Source organism: Bacillus sp. C-3-6 (genome assembly GCF_054509685.1).
The window spans coordinates 5197333-5217757 of the sequence record NZ_CM137247.1 but is presented as its reverse complement, the minus strand read 5'-3'; the positions used below and the strand labels follow the sequence as shown (position 1 = coordinate 5217757).

21 protein-coding genes and 4 tRNA genes are annotated in these 20425 nt (G+C 36.0%); 24 read left to right on the top strand and 1 reads right to left on the bottom strand.

Features of this window, described 5'->3' with window-relative positions; translation table 11 throughout:
• Positions 1-153: 153 nt before the first annotated feature.
• Positions 154-915 (top strand): sporulation initiation inhibitor protein Soj, encoded by a 762-nt coding sequence (gene soj, locus ACW0JX_RS26800; RefSeq protein WP_000516114.1) that lies wholly within the window; start codon positions 154-156, stop codon positions 913-915.
• Positions 908-1759, top strand: coding sequence for a stage 0 sporulation protein Spo0J (gene spo0J / locus ACW0JX_RS26795; protein WP_001051832.1), 852 nt, complete (start codon positions 908-910; stop codon positions 1757-1759). Before soj ends, spo0J begins: the two co-directional genes overlap by 8 nt.
• Before the next feature lie 20 nt (positions 1760-1779).
• On the opposite strand, the gene yyaC is transcribed toward spo0J, so the two are convergent.
• Positions 1780-2376: a spore protease YyaC gene (yyaC, locus tag ACW0JX_RS26790; RefSeq protein ID WP_053563259.1), complete on the bottom strand. Its 597-nt coding sequence runs from the start codon at positions 2374-2376 to the stop codon at positions 1780-1782.
• 259 nt (positions 2377-2635) lie between these two features.
• On the opposite strand from yyaC, the gene ACW0JX_RS26785 reads away from it, so the two are divergent.
• From ACW0JX_RS26785 to ACW0JX_RS26680, 22 genes are all read left to right on the top strand, one after another.
• Positions 2636-3517, top strand: a complete 882-nt coding sequence (locus tag ACW0JX_RS26785) for a mechanosensitive ion channel family protein (RefSeq protein ID WP_000365111.1) — start codon at positions 2636-2638, stop codon at positions 3515-3517.
• A 20-nt stretch (positions 3518-3537) separates the two neighbouring features.
• A complete protein-coding gene (locus tag ACW0JX_RS26780; protein WP_000435486.1) occupies positions 3538-3735 on the top strand; it encodes a DUF951 domain-containing protein in 198 nt (65 codons plus the stop codon).
• Between the two features lie 115 nt (positions 3736-3850).
• Entirely contained in the window at positions 3851-4951 is a 1101-nt protein-coding gene (gene ychF / locus ACW0JX_RS26775) for a redox-regulated ATPase YchF (protein ID WP_000524670.1), read from the top strand.
• A 191-nt stretch (positions 4952-5142) separates the two neighbouring features.
• Positions 5143-5433 (top strand): 30S ribosomal protein S6, encoded by a 291-nt coding sequence (gene rpsF, locus ACW0JX_RS26770; RefSeq protein ID WP_001233781.1) that lies wholly within the window; start codon positions 5143-5145, stop codon positions 5431-5433.
• Positions 5434-5459: 26 nt separating this feature from the next.
• Positions 5460-5981: a single-stranded DNA-binding protein gene (gene ssb, locus ACW0JX_RS26765; RefSeq protein WP_002094213.1), complete on the top strand. Its 522-nt coding sequence runs from the start codon at positions 5460-5462 to the stop codon at positions 5979-5981.
• Between the two features lie 45 nt (positions 5982-6026).
• Positions 6027-6260 (top strand): 30S ribosomal protein S18, encoded by a 234-nt coding sequence (rpsR, locus tag ACW0JX_RS26760; protein WP_000918873.1) that lies wholly within the window; start codon positions 6027-6029, stop codon positions 6258-6260.
• 80 nt (positions 6261-6340) lie between these two features.
• Positions 6341-7276 carry a YybS family protein gene (locus ACW0JX_RS26755; RefSeq protein ID WP_459245247.1) on the top strand — a complete coding sequence of 312 codons (936 nt, stop codon included), beginning with the start codon at positions 6341-6343 and terminating at the stop codon, positions 7274-7276.
• Positions 7277-7354: 78 nt separating this feature from the next.
• Positions 7355-9328, top strand: coding sequence for a DHH family phosphoesterase (locus tag ACW0JX_RS26750; protein WP_001113779.1), 1974 nt, complete (start codon positions 7355-7357; stop codon positions 9326-9328).
• Positions 9325-9771, top strand: a complete 447-nt coding sequence (gene rplI, locus ACW0JX_RS26745) for a 50S ribosomal protein L9 (RefSeq protein ID WP_000864223.1) — start codon at positions 9325-9327, stop codon at positions 9769-9771. Before ACW0JX_RS26750 ends, rplI begins: the two co-directional genes overlap by 4 nt.
• 27 nt (positions 9772-9798) lie before the next feature.
• Entirely contained in the window at positions 9799-11148 is a 1350-nt protein-coding gene (gene dnaB / locus ACW0JX_RS26740) for a replicative DNA helicase (RefSeq protein ID WP_001286147.1), read from the top strand.
• A gap of 216 nt (positions 11149-11364) precedes the next feature.
• On the top strand, positions 11365-12654 hold the full coding sequence (locus ACW0JX_RS26735; protein WP_000100230.1) for an adenylosuccinate synthase: 1290 nt from the start codon (positions 11365-11367) through the stop codon (positions 12652-12654).
• 140 nt (positions 12655-12794) lie between these two features.
• Positions 12795-12870 (top strand) — tRNA-Lys (locus ACW0JX_RS26730).
• Between the two features lie 13 nt (positions 12871-12883).
• A tRNA-Glu gene (locus ACW0JX_RS26725) sits at positions 12884-12955 on the top strand.
• Between the two features lie 23 nt (positions 12956-12978).
• Positions 12979-13054, top strand: a tRNA-Asp gene (locus tag ACW0JX_RS26720).
• Between the two features lie 41 nt (positions 13055-13095).
• Positions 13096-13168, top strand: a tRNA-Phe gene (locus ACW0JX_RS26715).
• A 281-nt stretch (positions 13169-13449) separates the two neighbouring features.
• Positions 13450-14157: a cell wall metabolism DNA-binding response regulator WalR gene (gene walR, locus ACW0JX_RS26710; protein WP_000971865.1), complete on the top strand. Its 708-nt coding sequence runs from the start codon at positions 13450-13452 to the stop codon at positions 14155-14157.
• A gap of 3 nt (positions 14158-14160) precedes the next feature.
• The gene (gene walK / locus ACW0JX_RS26705) at positions 14161-16002 is read left to right on the top strand and encodes a cell wall metabolism sensor histidine kinase WalK (protein ID WP_000755367.1); all 1842 of its coding nucleotides are present in this window, start codon (positions 14161-14163) and stop codon (positions 16000-16002) included.
• Entirely contained in the window at positions 15999-17315 is a 1317-nt protein-coding gene (locus tag ACW0JX_RS26700) for a YycH family regulatory protein (protein ID WP_000061569.1), read from the top strand. The genes walK and ACW0JX_RS26700 overlap by 4 nt, the downstream gene beginning before the upstream one ends.
• Positions 17296-18138: a two-component system regulatory protein YycI gene (locus ACW0JX_RS26695; protein WP_000383720.1), complete on the top strand. Its 843-nt coding sequence runs from the start codon at positions 17296-17298 to the stop codon at positions 18136-18138. The genes ACW0JX_RS26700 and ACW0JX_RS26695 overlap by 20 nt, the downstream gene beginning before the upstream one ends.
• Positions 18122-18916: an MBL fold metallo-hydrolase gene (locus tag ACW0JX_RS26690; RefSeq protein ID WP_000522837.1), complete on the top strand. Its 795-nt coding sequence runs from the start codon at positions 18122-18124 to the stop codon at positions 18914-18916. Before ACW0JX_RS26695 ends, ACW0JX_RS26690 begins: the two co-directional genes overlap by 17 nt.
• A 63-nt stretch (positions 18917-18979) precedes the next feature.
• Complete coding sequence (locus tag ACW0JX_RS26685) at positions 18980-20155, top strand: S1C family serine protease (RefSeq protein ID WP_000008031.1); 1176 nt, start codon at positions 18980-18982, stop codon at positions 20153-20155.
• Positions 20156-20208: 53 nt separating this feature from the next.
• Positions 20209-20394, top strand: a complete 186-nt coding sequence (locus tag ACW0JX_RS26680) for a CxxH/CxxC protein (protein ID WP_001052833.1) — start codon at positions 20209-20211, stop codon at positions 20392-20394.
• Positions 20395-20425 lie beyond the last annotated feature (31 nt).

The window sequence follows — 20425 nt, the reverse complement described above, 5'->3', positions numbered from 1 at the left end:
CTCTTTTACTATATTTTCTTGTTAAATGAAGAAGGAGTTTAGAAATAAATTTTGAAGTTTAATAAAGGACGTAAAAGAAAAAGTTTTATTTCATGTTACAATAAACGTAATTGTTACTAGAATAAGATAGAAAGGTTGAAAGTAGGTGACATCATGGGAAAAATCATTGCTATTGCTAATCAAAAAGGCGGTGTTGGAAAAACCACAACATCTGTTAATTTAGGGGCTGGATTGGCGCAAGTAGGTAAAAAAGTCCTTCTTGTAGATATTGATGCTCAAGGAAATGCAACGACTGGTGTGGGAATTGAAAAATCTGAATTAGATCAATGTATTTACAACGTTCTTGTGGAAGATGCAGATGTTCAAGGGGTTATACAGAAAACCGCAACTGAAAACTTAGATGTTCTACCCGCTACAATTCAATTGGCTGGTGCTGAAATTGAATTGGTACCGACTATTTCCCGGGAAGTACGTTTGCAAAGAGCATTACAGCCAGTTCGTGATGAATATGATTATATTATTATCGACTGTCCCCCGTCTTTAGGGTTATTAACGATTAATGCATTAACAGCAGCAGATTCTGTTATTATTCCTGTACAGTGTGAATATTATGCACTAGAAGGATTAAGTCAGCTATTAAATACAGTTCGACTTGTACAAAAACATTTAAATAAAAATTTAGCAATTCAAGGCGTATTGTTAACAATGTTGGATGCTCGTACAAATTTAGGGATCCAAGTTATAGATGAAGTGAAAAAGTATTTTAGGGATAAAGTATATCGCTCGATTATTCCGCGTAATGTACGCTTGAGCGAGGCTCCAAGTCATGGGAAACCTATTATGCAGTATGACGCTAAATCAAGAGGAGCAGAAGTATATATAGATTTAGCAGAGGAAGTGATTGCAGGTGGCTAAAGGATTAGGAAGAGGAATTAATGTGTTTTTTCCTGATTTAGATGTGAAAGAAGAGGAAACAATTCAGGAGATTCTTGTAACTGAATTAAGGCCAAATCCATATCAACCGCGTAAACACTTTAATAAAGAGGCTATTCAGGAATTAGCAATTTCGATTAAGGAACACGGTATTCTACAACCATTAATTGCTAGAAAGAGTATTAAAGGATATGAAATCGTTGCAGGTGAAAGACGATTTCGTGCTGCAAAAGAGGCTGGTTTAGAAAAGGTACCTGCGGTTGTAAGACAATTAACTGAACAGCAAATGATGGAATTTGCTTTGTTAGAAAACTTACAACGAGAAGATTTAAATCCTATGGAAGAGGCAATGGCATACCAGATGTTAATGAATGAGCTAAATGTAACGCAAGAACAATTAGCGAAACGTCTTGGCAAAAGCAGACCTTACATTGCAAATTATACTCGGTTATTAAGCCTCCCTTCGTTCGTCCAAGATATGATTGCAAATGGTCAACTTTCAATGGCTCATGGGAGAACTTTACTTACGATAAAAGACGAAGAACAATTGAAGTCCTTATTGAAACGCATTGAAAAAGAAGGATTAAATGTTCGTCAATTAGAGAAAATCGTCCAAGAGATTAATCAACACGTTTCACGTGAAACAAAAAAAGTGAAAAAAGAGCGAAATATATTTTTCGTAGAACGTGAAACGTTCTTAAGAGAAAAGTTTGGCACAGATGTGAAAATTAAAGAGACGAAAAAAGAAAAAGGTAAAATCGAAATTGAATTTTTTAATAAAGAAGATTTAAATCGTATTTTAGAACTATTAGCACAGAAAAATTAAAAAGCAAACCATCTTATTATTTATAGATGGTTTGCTTTTTTTAATGCGGATAATTTTTGATCCGTCTCTTTTATACTTTGTGCGATTACATCAGCCATTTTCATGACTAAACTTAATCTTGTATTTTGAAGAACGAAAAACTCCATAAACCCATTTAGATTGACGATACCGTGTATATGCAGATCACCAACTGCAGGTAATTTCTTATTCATAGCAGCACCAGGTTTACTAGGTCCCTTTCCAGTAGTGATTGACCCAATATTTTGGGACTTTCCTAAACATGCATCAACAGCAATTATAAATGCAGTAGGATGTTCTTTCTGTATATTCTGAATTTTTTCTTCTAAATTTAGTGCATGTACTGGCTCATCCAGTGTACCGAATATTTGGAGGTTTTTGATGTCTATTTGTTCAAGTTTTGTACCAACTAACGGGCCGAGTGCGTCACCGGTAGAACGATCTGTTCCGATACAAACGAGAATGAGTGGTATATTAGTTTTAATAGGAATATGGGTAAGTAAGAAATTACTGATTATCTCAGAGGCTTCTAGATCTTGGTGCATAACGTTTTGAGTTTCTTTCTCAAAAAATGGTAAGCGAAAACTTCCAATGTTCATGAAGCACCCATCCTTTTAATAAATTTTCAATATATGTTATATGGTGAGAAAAATGGAAAGCTATAAGTGCGTAATTTTTGCAAAATGTGAATGAAAACGGAAATAATAGTACTAGTATATATATATTCGTTCCATTTTATACCTGAATGGCGGGGATAAAATAGGATTAAAATCATAAATTTTTTTCAGCAATTAGAGGACTTCTGATACAATAATAAGGATAACTAAAAAGAAATTTTAGCTAGAGAGGTAGAGGTACATGGATTTATTAACGAAGTGGTTTAATTCTACGAAACAGTATTTATTAGATGCTGATCGTTGGGCTCATATTGGAGTTGCGACATTAAAAATATGTATTATTTTAATAATTGGTGCAGTTGTTGTGCGAATTGCAAGAGCGGTTGTACGAAATGCGTTTCGTATGGGGAGTCGTTCTCCAATTCAAATTTCAGAACGTCGTACAGTTACAGTGGCGAAATTACTTGAAAATATTGTAGCGTATGTTGTTATGTTCATTATGCTAATTGCGATTTTAGGTGTGTTTGATATTAATGCATCAGGTTTATTAGCGGGTGCTGGGGTAATTGGTTTAGCAGTCGGATTTGGTGCTCAAAGTTTAGTGAAAGACGTTATTACAGGTTTATTTATTTTGCTAGAAGATCAGTTTTCAGTTGGCGATTATGTTAAAATCGGTCAATTTGAAGGAGTCGTTTTAGAAATTGGACTTCGTACAACGAAAGTAAAGAGTTGGACAGGTGAAATTCATACTTTACCAAATGGAAGTATTATTCAAGTTACTAACTATTCAGTTAGTAATAGTGTAGCGTTTGTTGATGTATCTATTTCATATGAGGCTGATATTGCGAAAGCAGAACAGGTTATTGAAGATTTATTAGTAGAGTTACCTTCAAAGTATGAAAAAATGGTAACAACACCTCAATTATTAGGTGTGCAAACGTTAGCTGCATCAGAAGTTATATTACGCGTTATCGCTGAAGTAGAGCCGATGCAACATGCAGTTATTGCAAGGGCACTTCGTAAAGAGATTAAAAATCGTCTTGATTTACATGGAATTGAAATTCCATATCCACGTATGGTTTTATACAATCGTGAAGAATTGGTTAGTGGAAAAGCAATTTAGTATGGAGAGGAGTTTGAAGAGTGGAGCAAAAGGAATATAACTTGTACGATGTTGTGGAAATGAAGAAAGCACATCCATGTGGCGAGAATCGTTGGAAAATTATTCGTATGGGAATGGATATCCGTATTAAGTGCGAGGGATGTGACCATTCAGTAATGATTACTCGAAGAGAGTTTGATCGTAAGGTGAAAAAAATACTTGTGAAGCACGAAGAATAGAGGGAGAGTAACAGTTACAGTAGGTAACTGTTACTTTTTTTCGTTTGGCGGAAACTTGTCATTTTTTTCGTTACTATCTATAATGATGAAAGATTGAGACATAGGAGTGAAAAATATGGGATTAACGGCTGGGATTGTTGGATTACCTAACGTAGGTAAGTCCACTTTATTTAATGCAATTACACAAGCAGGAGCAGAATCTGCAAACTATCCATTCTGTACAATTGATCCAAACGTAGGGATTGTAGAAGTACCAGATGAGCGTTTAAATAAATTAACGGAATTAGTAGAACCGAAAAAGACTGTTCCGACTGTATTTGAGTTTACTGATATTGCAGGTATCGTAAAAGGTGCTAGTAAAGGTGAAGGTTTAGGAAATAAATTCTTATCTCACATTCGTCAAGTAGATGCAATTTGCCAAGTTGTTCGTTGTTTTGAAGACGAAAATATTACGCACGTTTCAGGGAAAGTAGATCCAATTGATGATATCGAAACAATCAACTTAGAGCTAATTTTAGCGGACTTAGAGTCTGTTGATAAGCGTATCGAGCGTGTTGCGAAATTAGCAAGACAAAAAGATAAAGAAGCTGTATATGAGCATGAAATTTTAGTTCGTTTAAAAGAGGCTTTTGAAGAGGGGAAACCAGCTCGTACTGTTGAATTTACAGAAGAGCAGATGAAGATTGTTAAAGGCCTTCATTTACTTACAACAAAAGAAATGTTATACGTAGCGAACGTAAGTGAAGACGATGTTATCGATCCTTCGGAAAATAAATACGTACAAATGGTAAAAGAATTTGCAGAAAATGAAAATTCTCAAGTAATCGTTGTATGTGCAAAAATCGAATCAGAAATCGCTGAATTAGACGAGGAAGAGAAAAAAGTATTCCTTGAAGAACTAGGTATTGAAGAGTCTGGTTTAGATCAATTAATTCGTGCAGCATATGACCTATTAGGACTTGCTACTTACTTTACAGCTGGCGTTCAAGAAGTACGTGCTTGGACATTTAAACAAGGTATGAAGGCGCCACAATGTGCTGGTGTTATTCATACAGACTTTGAGCGTGGATTTATTCGTGCAGAAACAGTTTCTTACGATGACTTAATGACAAACGGTTCTATGACAGCTGCAAAAGAAGCTGGAAAAGTACGTTTAGAAGGAAAAGAGTATATCGTAAAAGACGGAGATGTTATGCACTTCCGTTTTAACGTTTAATCTAATATTTCCTAGGAAAAATAAAGATATGAGCTTGGCGAATATATTATATGTTTGCCAAGTTTTTTATGTATTGGTGAGTTGATTCATATAACTTACTATGATATAATCTAAACTCGTGAGTAATTACTATAAATTAATTGCTCCTTGCCCATTATGGGCCGTTTAGACCAAAAGGAGGTGAAAGTGTAATGAGAAAGTACGAAATTATGTACATCATTCGTCCTGGCGTTGAAGAAGAAGCTCAAAAAGCTTTAGTTGAACGTTTTGCAGGTGTTTTAACAAACAATGGTGCAGAAATCATTAACACGAAAGAGTGGGGTAAGCGTCGTTTAGCTTACGAAATCAACGACTTACGTGAAGGTTTCTACATGATCTTAAACGTGAACTCTAACGCAGAAGCGATTAACGAATTCGACCGTTTAGCTAAGATCAACGAAGACATCCTTCGTCATATCGTTGTTAAAGAAGAAGAAAAATAATTGATATATAAGGGAGAGTGGTTCGATTGATGAATCGTGTTATCCTCGTTGGTCGTTTAACTAAGGACCCTGACTTACGTTACACGCCCAATGGTGTTGCAGTAGCTACTTTTACGTTAGCTGTGAATCGCGCATTTGCGAATCAACAAGGTGAGCGTGAAGCTGACTTTATTAATTGTGTAATATGGCGTAAACAAGCAGAAAACGTAGCGAATTATTTGAAAAAAGGAAGCTTAGCAGGCGTAGATGGACGTCTTCAAACTCGTAATTACGATGGACAAGACGGTAAACGTGTATATGTAACAGAAGTTCTTGCGGAAAGCGTACAATTTTTAGAGCCGCGTAATGGCGGTGGGGAGCAACGTGGTTCATTCAATCAGCAACCATCAGGAGCTGGTTTCGGTAACCAAGGCTCTAACCCATTTGGTCAATCTAGTAATTCAGGTAACCAAGGTAATCAAGGGAACTCTGGATTTACGAAGAATGACGATCCATTTTCAAATGTAGGTCAACCGATCGACATTTCCGACGACGATTTACCGTTCTAATACAGTAAATTTGTTAGTTTTAACAAAGAATGGAGGGAAATAGACATGGCAGGACGCAAAGGTGGACGTGCGAAACGTCGTAAGGTGTGTTTCTTCACAGCTAACGGCATCACTCGCATTGACTATAAAGATGTTGATTTATTAAAACGTTTCGTTTCTGAGCGTGGTAAAATTTTACCTCGTCGTGTAACAGGGACAAGCGCAAAATACCAACGCAAACTTACAGTTGCAATTAAACGTGCTCGTCAAATGGCACTTTTACCATATGTTGGTGAATAATAGCGTATGAAATGCACAGTAGAGTCGGACTCTACTGTGCATTTTGCTATGCTTTTCTTTTTTGAAAGAGAGGTCAAAATGTGAAACAAACAAAGTTTATTACAGAAGGCGCAGCGTTATTAGCTATATATGCAATTTTATTGCTTATATCTATGTATGTTCCAATTTTAGGTACTGTTGTAACTTTTGCGTTGCCGTTACCATTTATACTATTAACGATAAGACATAAACTATCTAATGTGCTTGTGATTTTTGTAGCAGCACTTTTTGTTACTATTATTGTGAGTCAACCTATGAATTTAGTGAAGACAACTATGTTTGGATTGATAGGGATTGTTTTAGGGTATATGTATAAAACAAGAAAAAAGCCAGTGGAAATCTTAATAGCGGGGACGCTTGCATACTTAATTGGTTTTGTACTTATTTATGTTGCGAGTATAAAGTTTTTCAACATAGATATAATGAAGCAAATGCAAAGTGTGTTTAGTGAAAGTATGGTGCAAAGTGAAAAGATAGTAAGTGCTATAGGTATGCCGATTAGTAAGGAACAAAAAGAGTTACTTACACAAATGAATGATATATTACAATCGTTATTTCCAAGTATACTTGTTCTAGTTTCAGTATGTTTTTCTTGGATTACAGTGATAATATCAGGTAGTGTTTTGAAAAAGTTAAAACATGACATTATACCTTGGCCTAAATTTAAAGATATACAATTACCAAAGAGTATTGTTTGGTATTACGTTATATTTATTTTGTTAGCAACTTTTATAAAAGTAGAACCAACATCATATTTATATATGATATTTTCTAACATATATGTAATATTTGCACTATTGCTTGTACTGCAAGGGCTGACATTCATTTCCTTTTTAGCGTATAGAACAGGTTTTACTAAAGGGGTTCCTATTATTAGTTTTATTGTATGCATGTTTATTCCGATGCTGTTTCCTCTTGTGACAATCTTAGGTATAATTGACTTAGGGATTTCGTTGCGTTCTAAAATAGGGGAATAAAATAATATTCCTTATACTATTTTAATCTGTTTAACTAACTGGAAGGTGAGTTAGTTTTACTTTATAGGAGTTGTATACATGCCTGAATTTGATAAGAAACAGTGGTTTTTATATCCTGTTTATGTATTGGCATTTTTTGTATTTGTTCTCATTTCAATTCTCTGTTATTTTCATTTAATTATGGGGATAGCTGCTTTTATCATTTTTTGTATCGTATTCTTTATCGTTATACGATTTGAACTTAATTTTCAAAGGAATTTCGAAAAGCATACGACAGATATGATTACGAGGGTAAAGAAAGTCAGTAATGAAGCATTTAACCAAATGCCGATTGGTATTTTGTTATACAATAAGGATTACGGGATTGATTGGGCAAATCCTTATTTATCTTCATGCCTGGGACAGCATGCGTTAGCTGGATGGCACCTTTACGATGTATCAGAAACATTACTTCTTTTCATTAAAGGAGAAACTTCTGATGATATAGTCTCTTTAAATAATCGAAAGTTTCGTGTTTTTGTAAGGAAAGAAGAAAAGTTAATTTATTTCTTTGATGTAACGGAACAAACGGAAATCGAAAAGATGTATGAGGATCAACGAACTGTTTTAGCTGTCATTTATTTGGATAATTATGATGAAGTTACACAAGGATTAGATGATCAATTACGTACGAATATAACAAGTCTTGTGACATCGCGACTAAATGAATGGGCACTTAAGTATGGTGCGTATTTAAAACGTGCATCTTCAGAAAGATTCTTCGTTGTGCTAAATGAAAGTATTCTGACGCAGATGGAGAAAGGGAAATTTAGTATTTTAGATCAGGTGCGTGAAGAAACGTCTAAAAGGAATATACCACTTACATTAAGTGTAGGTGTCGGATCAGGTGATTTACCTTTGTCAGAGCTTGGGGCAATGGCTCAATCTGGTTTAGACCTTGCGCTTGGGCGCGGGGGAGACCAAGTAGCTATTAAACAAGCGACAGGTAAAGTTAAGTTCTATGGAGGTAAGACAAATCCGGTTGAAAAGCGTACCCGTGTACGTGCTAGGGTCATTTCGCATGCGTTAAAGGATTTAGTATTAGAAAGTAGTAATGTCATTATCATGGGGCATAGGGCTCCTGATATGGACGCGATTGGTGCTGCGATTGGTATTTTAAAAGTGGCTCAATTAAACGAGCGTAAAGGATATATTGTATTAGATGAAAATGATTCTGATAAGGGAATTAAACGCTTGATGGACAAAGTGAAACAAAATGAGGAGTTATGGTCTCATTTTATTACTCCAGAGCAAGCGATGGAATTTGCAAATGATGAGTCGTTACTTGTTGTTGTTGATACGCATAAACCTTCTATGGTGATGGAGCAAAAACTGTTACATAAAATTGAAAATGTAGTAGTTATTGATCATCATCGTCGTGGGGAAGATTTTATTGAAGACCCATTGCTAGTTTATATGGAACCATATGCTTCTTCAACGGCAGAATTGGTTACAGAATTACTTGAGTATCAACCTAAAAATTTAAAGATGACAATGCTAGAAGCGACGGCATTGTTAGCAGGTATTATTGTCGACACGAAAAGTTTCACATTCCGGACAGGGGCTCGTACATTTGATGCTGCTTCTTATTTACGCTCACATGGTGCAGATACTGTACTTGTACAAGAACTTTTAAAGGAAGATATGGATCAGTATTTACGGGTTGCAAAAGCTATAAAAAATGCGTACATTTATAAAAATGGAATTGCGATTGCTAAAGTTGATAGTGATGATTACTACGATCAAGTGCTTATTGCGCAATCGGCAGACACGTTATTAACGATGACAGGGATTATTGCATCATTTGTTGTTGCGAAACGTGGTGAGAATCTCATTGGAATTAGCAGCAGGTCTTTAGGTGAAGTGAATGTGCAGCTAATTATGGAAAACTTAGGCGGTGGCGGGCATTTGACTAATGCAGCCACACAAATGAAAAATGTTACAGTAGATGAAGCTGAGGAGAAGCTTCGATTTGTTATTGATGACTATTTACAGGGAGGCACACAATCATGAAAGTAATTTTTCTAAAAGACGTAAAAGGTAAAGGTAAAAAAGGAGAAATAAAAAACGTACCGGATGGCTATGCAAATAACTTCTTACTAAAACAAGGATTAGCTGCTGAAGCAACAAATAGCAGTATGAAAACTTTAGAAGCTCAAAAGCGTAAAGAAGAAAAAGATGCAGCAGCAGAGCTTGAAAATGCAAAAGAGTTAAAAGAGACTTTAGAGAAATTAACTGTAGAATTAAAGGCGAAATCTGGAGAAGGTGGCCGTTTATTCGGTTCTATTACGAGCAAACAAATCGTAGATGCGATGCAAAAATCACATAAAATTAAACTTGATAAACGTAAATTTGAAATGGATGATGCAATTCGTGCATTAGGCTACACAAATGTAACAGTGAAATTGCATCCGCAAGTAACAGCGACAGTAAAAGTTCATGTTAGTGAACAATAAAAATAAATTAAGCAAGGAGGATTGCGTATGAGTGATGTACTTGCTGATCGTACCCCTCCGCATAATATAGAGGCCGAGCAGGCGGTTTTAGGTGCCATATTAATTGATCAAGATGCGTTAACGTCAGCATCGGAGTTATTGGTACCTGATTCATTCTATCGAACGAAACATCAAAAGATTTTTGAGGTCATGCTTGGATTATCTGATAAAGGAGAACCGATCGACTTAGTAATAATGACATCAGCGATGGCTGATCAAGGATTACTAGAAGAAGTTGGTGGAGTGTCTTATCTAGCAGAGTTAGCAGAAGTTGTTCCAACAGCTGCTAACGTTGAATATTATGCACGTATCATTGCTGAAAAGGCACTTTTACGCCGTTTAATTCGAACAGCGACTCATATAGTGTCGGATGGATACGAGAGAGAAGATGACGTGGACGGCCTTTTAAATGAGGCCGAGAAAAAAATATTAGAAGTATCCCATCAAACGAATGCAAAAGCATTTCAAAATATTAAAGATGTTCTTGTGGATGCTTATGATAAAATTGAACTTTTGCATAATCAAAAAGGTGAAGTTACTGGGATACCAACTGGATTTACTGAATTAGATAAGATGACGGCAGGTTTCCAGCGAAATGATTTAATCATCGTAGCAGCACGTCCGTCAGTAGGGAAAACTGCATTTTCATTAAACATCGCACAAAACGTAGCGACGAAAACGGATGAAAATGTAGCGATTTTTAGTTTGGAGATGGGCTCCGATCAGCTTGTTATGCGTATGCTTTGTGCAGAAGGAAATATCGATGCGCAAAGACTTCGTACCGGGTCACTAACTTCTGATGATTGGGCGAAATTAACAATGGCGATGGGGAGTCTTTCAAATGCCGGTATATATATTGATGATACACCGGGAATTAAGGTAAATGAGATTCGAGCAAAATGTCGTAGACTAAAGCAAGAACAAGGTCTTGGAATGGTTTTAATTGACTACTTACAGCTTATTCAAGGAAGTGGGAAATCAGGTGAGAACCGTCAGCAGGAAGTATCTGAGATTTCTCGTACTTTAAAAGGGATTGCACGTGAATTGCAAGTGCCTGTTATTGCCTTATCACAGTTATCTCGTGGTGTAGAATCTCGTCAGGATAAACGCCCGATGATGTCTGATATTCGTGAATCTGGAAGTATTGAGCAGGATGCTGATATTGTAGCTTTCCTATATCGTGAAGATTACTATGACCGTGAAACGGAAAATAAAAATACGATTGAAATTATCATTGCAAAGCAACGTAACGGTCCAGTAGGTTCAGTGGAACTTGCATTCGTCAAAGAGTTCAATAAGTTCGTTAACTTAGAACGACGCTTTGAGGATGGGGCATAAAGGCAGTATAAAAAAGAAACACATTTCTTATAATAAGATGTGTTTCTTTTTTTTATGGGGTAAAGATAAGGCTTTCATAAGGTGAAAACATAATTCTTACGAACGAAAATGATTTTTAATAAAAAAATGTTCGCTTTTTGGTTGACTTCTTTTTCGGTTTTGGTACAATTATATTGTTTGAATAGATCGTTTGAAAATTGCGGAGGTGCTTTAATAATGTCTTCAGTAGTAGTTGTAGGAACACAATGGGGCGACGAAGGAAAAGGTAAAATCACTGATTTTCTTTCTGAGCATGCGGAAGTAGTTGCAAGATATCAAGGTGGAAATAACGCGGGACATACAATTGTTTTCGGCGGAGTTAAATATAAGTTACACTTAATTCCATCTGGTATTTTCTATAAAGAGAAAATTTGTGTAATCGGAAATGGCTTAGTAGTAGATCCGAAAGCATTACTTGAAGAGTTAAAATACTTACACGACCGTGGTGTAAGTACTGATAATTTACGTGTAAGTAACCGTGCACACGTTATTTTACCTTATCACTTAAAACAAGATGAGTTAGAAGAGGCTAGTAAAGGTGATAACAAAATCGGTACAACGAAAAAAGGTATCGGTCCTGCATATATGGATAAAGCTGCTCGTATTGGTATCCGTATGGCTGATCTTTTAGATCGTGAAGCATTTAAAGAGAAGCTTGAGCGCAATTTAGTAGAGAAAAATCGTTTGTTTGAAAAAATGTACGATACAGAAGGTTTCAGTGTAGAAGAAATCTTTGAAGAGTACTTCGAATATGGACAACAAATCGCACAATATGTATGCGACACATCTGTTGTATTAAATGATGCACTAGATAACAATCACCGTGTATTATTTGAAGGTGCACAAGGTGTTATGCTTGATATTGACCACGGTACGTACCCATTCGTTACATCTTCTAACCCGATTGCGGGTGGTGTAACAGTTGGAACTGGAGTTGGTCCTGCGAAAGTTACTCGCGTTGTAGGTGTATGTAAAGCATATACAAGCCGTGTTGGTGACGGTCCATTCCCTACTGAACTTAATGATGAAATTGGTCATCAAATTCGTGAAGTTGGTCGTGAGTACGGAACAACAACTGGTCGTCCGCGCCGCGTAGGTTGGTTCGATAGCGTTGTTGTAAGACATGCGCGTCGTGTTAGTGGTTTAACGGATCTATCATTAAATTCTATCGACGTTTTAACAGATATTCCAACTCTTAAAATTTGTGTTGCTTACAAATACAATGGCGAAGTTATCGATGAAGTTCCAGCAAACTTAAACATTTTAGCGAAATGTGAGCCTGTATATGAAGAGCTTCCAGGTTGGACAGAAGATATTACTGGTGTAAAATCATTAGACGAGCTTCCTGAAAATGCACGAAAATACGTAGAACGTGTTTCTGAGTTAACAGGAATTCAATTATCTATGTTCTCAGTTGGACCAGATCGTAACCAAACGAATATTGTTCGTAATGTATACGAAGCTTAATTGATATTTTAAGAAAAAACTCATGTCCGCATGAGTTTTTTCTTATCTTTTATAAAAAAATGAAAAAAAGTATTGCGAAGAATACAGAATACATGTTATGATACATCTTGTCGTCACGAAAATATGACGTTGGTGAGTATGAGCCATTAGCTCAGTTGGTAGAGCATCTGACTTTTAATCAGAGGGTCGAAGGTTCGAATCCTTCATGGCTCACCATTTTATTTTTCGTGGCCCGTTGGTCAAGTGGTTAAGACACCGCCCTTTCACGGCGGTAACACGGGTTCGAATCCCGTACGGGTCATGTTTTTTTTTATGCTTATTTTTGGTCCCGTGGTGTAGTGGTTAACATGCCTGCCTGTCACGCAGGAGATCGCCGGTTCGACCCCGGTCGGGACCGCCACTTTTGTTTATACCACCATTAGTGGTTTTATATATAGTTTTGGCTCGGTAGCTCAGTCGGTAGAGCAGAGGACTGAAAATCCTCGTGTCGGCGGTTCGATTCCGTCCCGAGCCACTCTCAGGATATTAAGTGGGCCCACTTAATATCCTTTTTATTTATGTAATTTTACAAAACTGAGTAGTTATTTTAAAATAGAACGAGGAGCCTCTAGCAGTTGAAGCTAGAGGTTTTTCTATAGATCGTATAGGATTCCGTGTAAAAGTGGATCATACATGAGTCTATGAGAATAGAGGAGAAAATACTTAAACAAAGGATGCGGTCATATAGGACATACTATGTAAACATCAATATGTTTAGGGATTATTGACCATATTTTTATAAGGAGGAAATAGACGATGATGGGAAAGAAAATTTTAGTAGTTGATGATGAAAAGCCGATTGCAGATATTTTGAAGTTTAACCTAGAAAAAGAAGGTTTTGAAATAGTAATGGCGCATGATGGTGATGAAGCAATTGAAAAAGCTAATGAAGAACAACCAGATATGGTTTTATTAGATATTATGCTACCAGGTAAAGATGGCTTAGAGGTTTGTCGTGAAATACGTAAAAGTTCAGAAATGCCGATTATTATGCTTACAGCAAAGGACTCTGAGATTGATAAAGTATTAGGGCTTGAGCTTGGGGCAGATGATTATGTAACGAAGCCATTTAGCACGAGAGAATTACTTGCTCGTGTGAAGGCGAATTTACGCCGTCACCAACAAGGTGGTGCTGCAGAAAAAGAAGAAAATACAGAAATGGTTATTGGACCAATTGTTATTAATCCAAATGCATATAGTGTAACGAAGCGCGAGGAAAATATCGAGCTTACACATCGTGAATTTGAGTTGCTACATTATTTAGCGAAACACTTAGGACAAGTTATGACACGCGAACATTTATTACAAACAGTTTGGGGTTATGACTATTTTGGAGATGTGCGCACAGTAGACGTAACAGTACGTCGTTTGCGTGAAAAAATTGAAGATAATCCAAGCCATCCTACTTTAATTGTAACTAGACGTGGAGTAGGGTATTACTTGCGTGACCCAGAGCAGGAATAGTATATGAAGAAAGTTGGTTTTTTTCAATCTATTCATTTAAAATTTGTGCTTATATATATGCTATTAATATTAATAGCGATGCAAGTTATTGGGGTATATTTTGTAAGGGAATTAGAGAAGAGCCTAGTACAAGGTTTTAGGGATTCTTTAACGCAGCAAACAAACTTATTATCATATAACTTGAAACAAGAATTTAAAAAAAGTTATACAAAAGCAGAAACAGAGTCAACAGATGAAACGATTAAAACTTCTATTCGAAAGTTTGCCTCTGATCAAAAAAAAGTTATACAAGAGGTAAGTGTATTTGATTCGCATAGAAAGTTACTGGCTATTTCAGATGAATCAAAGCAGAATAAGGTGAATAGAACATCAACTGATATAGCTGTTCAGCGAGTGTTGGTGCAAAAAAAGCCAGAAGTGAAAATTGAGAAGGATGGTAGTACAGGCCATCGTGTTCAAGTTATGCTTACTCCGATTCTCGATGATAATGGCAAGGATGCGCTTGGTGTTATATACATCGTTGCATCTATGGAAGATGTATATAAACAAATGAAGGATATAAATCAAATTTTTGCTACGGGAACAGTAATTGCCTTATTAGTAACGGCCGTACTTGGGATTTTATTGGCTCAAACAATTACAAGACCAATTTCAGATATGCGGAGACAAGCAATCGAAATGGCAAAAGGAAATTATTCGAGAAAAGTAAAGGTGCATAGCCATGATGAAATTGGACAACTGGCATTATCCTTCAATAATTTATCAAAAAAATTACAACAAGCTCGTTCTTCTACAGAAAGTGAAAGGCGTAAACTATCATCTGTTTTATCTCATATGACAGATGGAGTAATTGCTACTGACCGAAAAGGGGATATTATTTTACTAAATGACCCTGCGGAAAAGATGTTAAATGTTTCTCGTGAAACAGCGCTTGATCAATCTGTTTTAGAGGTATTAGGGATACAGGAAGAATTTACGCTCGATCATTTATATGAAGAGCCAGATTCTGTTTTATTAGATTTTAGTACGAGAAATGAACCATATATTTTACGTGCTAGTTTCTCTGTTATTCAAAAAGAAACAGGGAAGGCAAATGGTTTAATTGCCGTATTATATGATGTAACAGAGCAGGAGCGTATAGAAAGGGAACGCCGTGAGTTTGTAGCGAATGTCTCTCATGAATTAAGGACGCCATTAACGACGATGCGCAGTTATTTAGAGGCACTTACAGATGGAGCATGGCAGGATCCGAATATTGCGCCACAATTTTTAACGGTTACACAAGAAGAAACAGAAAGAATGATTAGACTTGTAAATGCGTTGTTACAGTTATCTAAACTTGATAGTACAGAGCACCGTTTAATGAAAGAATGGGTCGACTTTACTGATTTCTTTAATAATATTATTGATCGCTTTGAAATGTCTAAAGAACAAAATGTAAGTTTCAAACGATCTTTCTCTAAGAAGTCTAGGTTTATTGATATGGATACTGACAAAATTACTCAAGTGCTGTATAACATTATTTCTAACGCATTAAAGTATTCACCAGAAGGTGGAACAGTAACATATCGCTTACGTGATCGCGGTGATTTATTAGAAATTAGCGTAAGTGACCAAGGAATGGGTATTCCAAAAGAAAACGTTGATAAAATCTTTGAACGTTTTTATCGCGTAGATAAAGCTCGTTCAAGACAAATGGGTGGTACGGGACTTGGATTAGCAATTGCAAAAGAAATGATCGAGGCACATGGTGGCTCTATTTGGGCGAAGAGTGAAGAAGGAAAAGGGACAACTATTTATTTCACGTTACCAATGGCAGCAGATGAAGAGGACGATTGGGAATGAGTATGGAAAACTTTAAAACAATAGTTTTAATTAACCTAGTTGTAATTAGCCTGTTTCTTACTTTTAACCTATGGACGTATGTGCCAGATTCTACATCCATGCAAAATGCAAAATTTGTACAGGGCAATGAAGGAACGAATCAAACTAAAATTTCCGATGTTGTCCGTCCTACTTCTATCATCGTGCATAAAGATAAAAATCATTATGGGAGCAGAAGAGAGGCAGATATAGAATCAATCTATAAGCCTTTGGAAGTAGGGGAACTACATGAGTTTAGAGAGATATCAATCACTAAGGGTGATTTCCTATCCTATGTGCATGGTGAAGGGAAAATTGAACTTGTTTTCCCTACTGATATCCCATTTGATGCAGTTAAATCTATGTTTAACATGAAAGAGAAAAGTACAGATAAGCCTAAACATTTTAATCGTATTCTCCTTGATCCTTCTAGGAGTAAGGATCAAGAAATTAAAATTAACTTTGTTTCTGATGGTGATAACTTTAAAATATATGAGGCAAAATTAAGTGGTGTGTATTTAAAAGATATTGTAAATGCTCAAAATCAATTTATAGTATCAGCAAAGCCCTATTTTGATTATCAAATCAATGATATGAAAAAGTTATTTTTACCAGATGGCACGACAGAGTTAAACAATATAACATATATTTCATCTAATTTAGCAGTTGATACGTTTAAGAATGCTCTGTTTAGTGATCCTCGTTATTTAAGTCCGATTACTGAGATATCGAAAGAAACATTTACAGATGGTATTAGATCCATGGAAATTGAAAACGATCGTCACATGCTAAAGTATAAAAACTCTTCTGTCTTAACTGAGAAAACGATAGATAATTTAATGCTGTTACAAAAAAGCTTTGAATTTGTAAGTGGTCACAGTGGAAGTTTGGATTCATATCGTTTGGACTATATGAATAAAGGAGAGACAGTATTTCGCTTACATGAAGATGGATATTCCGTATTCAATACAGATGGATTAGCTGAATTGAGACAAAAATGGGGATCAGAAGAAGTAATGGAATATGAAAGACCGTTGCTGTCTTTAAATACTAAAGGCATAGAACAGAAAGTTACTCTTCCGTCAGGGCATGTTGTAATAGCATCCCTAGAAAATAATCCAGAGATAAAGAAACAAGTAATTAAGGATATTGGTATTGGATACAAGTTATCACTAGATGGGCAAGTAGTTCGACTACAACCAATTTGGTATGTAAAGCTTGTTGAAGGTGAAACGGGTAAACAGCAAATCTATGAGTGGAGTGAGGGAGGACTAAATGGATTGGGATCGAATTAAAACCATATTTATTGTGACCTTTTTTGTTTTGGACCTCTTTCTCATTTTTCAATTCATTCAAAAGCAAGATAGTAATCAATTGGAGCTTATTGCAGAAACAAAGATAGATCAAGAATTAAAAGCAAATAAAATTACTATAGGGAATATCCCTAAGGAACCGAAGAAAGAGTCATTCATTAGAGCGGAAAATAAAGCCTTTAAAGAAGATGATATACAGTCTTTGAAAAATCAAACGGCGCATATACAAAATATGTACACAATAGAAAGTAAGCTAAAAGAGCCTTTTTTAAATACGAAATCATTATCAAAAGATAAGTATAATGAATTTTTGAAGAACTATGTATTGGATGGACAAAAGTATGAATTTGGAGCGGTGAAAGACTCTAAAATTTATTTCTTCCAAAAATATAAAGATAAGCCTATTTTCTATAATAATCAGGCGATGATTGTTGTGGAATTAAATGAAAAAAATGAACTTGTTTCATATACGCAGACAATGCTAACTGATTTAAAAGAAATGGGCGAAGGTGAAAAAACGAAAGAGCAAGAAATTATTACGGCTCAAACAGCTTTAGAAAATTTGTATTTAAAAAATAAAATTCATGGAAATACACATGTTAAAGAAGCGCAAATTGGTTATGCCACTCTTACCGCATCTACTTCTAATAACCAAGTACTTGCTCCAACGTGGAATTTAAAAACGGAGCAAAAGCAGGACTTCTTTGTGAATGCAATTGAAGGACAAGTTATGGAATTAGGGGAAAAGGAAAATCAAGTGGTTGATGAACATACTGGAGTGAGAAATAATGGGGTTGCATTTTAGCGTACTTGCAAGTGGAAGTACAGGAAATATGCTATACGTAGGAACCGATGAAAAAAAATTACTAGTCGATGCAGGTTTAAGTGGTAAAGCGACAGAGGCTTTATTTAAACAAGCAGAACTGAATATAAATGATGTATCAGGTATTCTTGTAACACATGAGCATAGTGATCATATTAAAGGGTTAGGTGTATTGGCGCGAAAATATGATTTACCCGTTTATGCGAATGAGAAAACATGGAATGCAATGGAACATTTAATAGGAAATATCCCAACTGAGCAAAAATTCATTTTCTCAGTTGGGGATGTGAAAACATTTGGTGATATTGAAGTCGAATCATTTGGAGTTTCTCATGATGCGGCTGAACCGATGTTTTATGCTTTCCATAATAATAATAGGAAATTAGCGCTTATTACAGATACGGGATACGTAAGCGACCGTATGAAGGGCGTTATTAAGGGAGCTAATGCTTTCGTATTTGAAAGTAATCATGATGTGGAAATGCTTCGTATGGGACGTTACCCATGGAGCATTAAACGACGCATTTTAAGCGACGTTGGGCATGTTTGTAATGAGGATGCTGCATTAGCGATGGCAGATGTAATTACAGATGAGACAAAGCATATTTATTTAGCCCATTTAAGCTTAGATAATAACATGAAAGAACTAGCTCGTATGTCAGTATCACAAGTACTAGAGGAAAAAGGATTTGGAGTGGGTGAATCCTTTGAAATTCACGATACAGATCCAAAAATGCCTACAAAAATTCAATACGTATAATTCTTCATTTTAGTAAACAATAAAGGTGAATATAGTTGTTTTCAGGAAGATGGGTGAACAAATATGTCCTTTATTGATGAAGAAAATTATCGTATGAAACGTGCAGGAAAAAAGAAGCATAAAGGTATAGTTCTTTCTAGTATAGCGGGAACAATTGTAGGAGCTTCTTTATTTGCGTTTGGAGCTCCTTTATTTTCAAATTCTGCTGATACGCTTCCGCAAGCGGAAGCAAGCGGAAGTAATATGGCCGAAGCTCAAGGAATTAAACAGATTAGCTTTGTAGATGCTGTTGATCGTGCATCTGAAGCTGTTGTGGGTGTTATTAACATTCAACGAGATAACTTTTCAGAGGCAGATTCAGAGGCTGGTACAGGATCAGGAGTAATTTATAAAAAGACAGATGGTCAAGCTTATATTGTAACGAATAATCATGTTGTAGCTGGAGCGAATCGTATTGAAGTAAGTCTAAGTGACGGTAAGAAGGTTCCTGGAAAAGTATTAGGAACCGATGTAGTCACAGATTTAGCTGTATTAGAAATAGATGCAAAGCATGTGAAAAAAATAATTGAAATTGGCGATTCTAATACTGTTCGCAGAGGAGAGCCAGTTATTGCGATTGGAAATCCACTTGGACTGCAATTCTCTGGAACTGTTACGCAAGGTATTATTTCAGCTAATGAACGTATTGTCCCTGTAGATTTAGATCAAGATGGACATTATGATTGGCAAGTAGAAGTGTTACAAACAGATGCGGCGATTAACCCAGGGAATAGTGGCGGTGCGCTTGTAAATGCAGCAGGACAATTAATTGGTATTAATTCAATGAAAATTGCTGCAAAAGAAGTAGAAGGAATCGGACTGGCTATTCCAGTGACTAGGGCTGTTCCGATTATGAATGAACTTGAGAAGTATGGAAAAGTAAGAAGACCGTATGTTGGGATTGAACTTAGGTCATTAAATGAAATTCCAAACTATTATTGGTCAAAAACATTACATTTACCAGGTACTGTAACAGAAGGAGTTTGTATTTTGGATGTGAAAAGTCCTTCGCCAGGCGCGGATGCTGGTTTAAGAGAACATGATGTTATTGTGGCAGTAGATGGAAAACCGATTCGCGATATTATTGGATTCCGCACGGCCTTATATGATAAGGAAATTAATGATAAAATGACTCTTACGTTTTATCGTGGTACAAAAAGAGTAACAACAACAGTGAAATTAGGCATTCAAAAGTATTAAAAACAGGAGGGCCTACCTCCTGTTTTCTATTGTAGAAAAGTGAGGTGAAGAAAATGAATTTACCTTGTTGTTTAGAACATGTTGAATTAGCGTTAGATATTATTGTGGATGAGTGTGAAGTTGCACCGGTTATCAACAGTGTGGATAACTCAGAAAAAGAGAAAAAAACATGTGAATTTTGTCAAAACGAGGCGACATATGTTGTATCGAACACAGATTCTCACACAATATGTGGGTAGTGTTTGTGGATATGTGGATAAGTTTTGTGGA

Coding starts and splice junctions, on each gene's coding strand:
- soj (WP_000516114.1), top strand. CDS start 154: ATGGGAAAAATCATTGCTATTGCTAATCAAAAAGGCGGTGTTGGAAAA.
- yyaC (WP_053563259.1), bottom strand. CDS start 2,376: ATGAACATTGGAAGTTTTCGCTTACCATTTTTTGAGAAAGAAACTCAA.
- ACW0JX_RS26785 (WP_000365111.1), top strand. CDS start 2,636: ATGGATTTATTAACGAAGTGGTTTAATTCTACGAAACAGTATTTATTA.
- ychF (WP_000524670.1), top strand. CDS start 3,851: ATGGGATTAACGGCTGGGATTGTTGGATTACCTAACGTAGGTAAGTCC.
- rpsF (WP_001233781.1), top strand. CDS start 5,143: ATGAGAAAGTACGAAATTATGTACATCATTCGTCCTGGCGTTGAAGAA.
- rpsR (WP_000918873.1), top strand. CDS start 6,027: ATGGCAGGACGCAAAGGTGGACGTGCGAAACGTCGTAAGGTGTGTTTC.
- ACW0JX_RS26750 (WP_001113779.1), top strand. CDS start 7,355: ATGCCTGAATTTGATAAGAAACAGTGGTTTTTATATCCTGTTTATGTA.
- rplI (WP_000864223.1), top strand. CDS start 9,325: ATGAAAGTAATTTTTCTAAAAGACGTAAAAGGTAAAGGTAAAAAAGGA.
- dnaB (WP_001286147.1), top strand. CDS start 9,799: ATGAGTGATGTACTTGCTGATCGTACCCCTCCGCATAATATAGAGGCC.
- ACW0JX_RS26735 (WP_000100230.1), top strand. CDS start 11,365: ATGTCTTCAGTAGTAGTTGTAGGAACACAATGGGGCGACGAAGGAAAA.
- walR (WP_000971865.1), top strand. CDS start 13,450: ATGATGGGAAAGAAAATTTTAGTAGTTGATGATGAAAAGCCGATTGCA.
- walK (WP_000755367.1), top strand. CDS start 14,161: ATGAAGAAAGTTGGTTTTTTTCAATCTATTCATTTAAAATTTGTGCTT.
- ACW0JX_RS26700 (WP_000061569.1), top strand. CDS start 15,999: ATGAGTATGGAAAACTTTAAAACAATAGTTTTAATTAACCTAGTTGTA.
- ACW0JX_RS26695 (WP_000383720.1), top strand. CDS start 17,296: ATGGATTGGGATCGAATTAAAACCATATTTATTGTGACCTTTTTTGTT.
- ACW0JX_RS26690 (WP_000522837.1), top strand. CDS start 18,122: ATGGGGTTGCATTTTAGCGTACTTGCAAGTGGAAGTACAGGAAATATG.
- ACW0JX_RS26685 (WP_000008031.1), top strand. CDS start 18,980: ATGTCCTTTATTGATGAAGAAAATTATCGTATGAAACGTGCAGGAAAA.
- ACW0JX_RS26680 (WP_001052833.1), top strand. CDS start 20,209: ATGAATTTACCTTGTTGTTTAGAACATGTTGAATTAGCGTTAGATATT.